The organism is uncultured Methanofollis sp., assembly GCF_937919355.1.
Taxonomy (GTDB): Archaea; Halobacteriota; Methanomicrobia; order Methanomicrobiales; family Methanofollaceae; genus Methanofollis.
Window position 1 is genome coordinate 1 of the sequence record NZ_CALFSA010000196.1, and the last position, 1,342, is coordinate 1,342.

Annotated in this window: 1 protein-coding gene; it reads right to left on the reverse strand. The window is 65.0% G+C overall.

The features are described 5' to 3' along the window. Window positions 1–176: 176 nt before the first annotated feature. The coding region (locus Q0520_RS09700) for a class I adenylate-forming enzyme family protein (RefSeq protein ID WP_298669454.1) at window positions 177–1,342 on the reverse strand (1,166 nt) is incomplete at its 5' end.

Consider the following 1,342-nt stretch of genomic DNA (forward strand, 5'->3'; position numbering starts at 1 on the left):
TTCGGGATCCCCCCGTTCAGGACGAGGTCGAGGCCGACAAGACCGGTTGAACGCTGTTTCTCCCTGTCCAATGTACTCTCCGGCAGATCACATAGACATATGCGTACATAAACCTTCCCAAAGGTTCAAATTAACATCTTTGATATAATGGAGACGAAAATAAGGTGTCCGGGGGGTCAGTTCCCCGGCGATGCGGTGTACATTTCCCTGAGAGTCCGTCTGAGGAGTTTCCATCCGCTCACACGGGGGAGGTGGTCGAGGACGAGCATCTCGCGGGGCACCTTGTAGCCGGCAAGCCTCTCCCGGCAGTAGGTGGTCAGTTCGTCGAGGGTCATCTCCTCGCCAGGGTTGAAGACGACGGCCGCAACAGGGATCTCGCCACGCCTCTCGTCGGGCCTCGCGAAGATGGCGATGTCGGCGACCTTCGGGTGCTCGACGATGACGTTCTCCACCTCTGTCGGGTAGATCTTCCACCCGGACATGATGATCATGTCCTTCTTCCGGTCGGTGACGAAGAGGACGCCGTCCTCGTCCAGGTAGCCGAGGTCGCCGGTCAAAAACCAGCCGTCAGGGAGGAAGACCCGTTCCGTCGCCTCGGGCATCCCCCAGTACCCCTTCGCGACCGACGGCCCGCGGAGGGCGATCTCGCCCACCTCGCCGGGGGGGAGGTCGCGGCCTGCGTCGTCCGCGGCGACGATCCGCACCTCGGCATAGCCGACAGGCGCCCCGACGCTCAGGTAGCCCTTGTGGAGGGAGTAGTGGGCCGGGACGACGGCGGTCGCCGAGCCGACGACGATCGTCTCGGAGAGGCCGTAGGCGTTCACGACAGGGATGCCGAACCGGCGGTTGAACTCGGCCCATATCACCGGCAGGAGGGGGCCTCCGCCTGAGATGATGCACCGGACCTGCTTCAGCGCCTCCTCGGTCCCGGGCTTCGCGCGGATGAGGGTGTGGATCACCGGCGGCATCGCGGCGAGCACCGTCGCCCGGTGTTCTGCGGCGAGTCGGACGTACGCATCGGGGTCGAACCTGTCCATACAGACCCAGGTACCCCCGGCCTTCAGGACGGAGAGTCCCCAGGAGAGGCCGACATGGCCCATCGGGTAGATGCCGAGGAAGACGTCCCCTTCGCGCAGTTCAAGGGCGTCGTGTTCGGTCGCCAGGGCGGCCATCCAGTTGCCCTGGGTGAGCATCGCCCCTTTCGGGCGGCCTGTCGTCCCCGAGGTGTACTGGAACTGGCAGAGGTCGTCGAATGAGCAGTCGACTGCTCTCTCCACGGGGTCGGCACGGAGGAGGTCGTCCCATGCCGTCTCGCCCTCGCCCGCGGCGCCGACGACGCAGA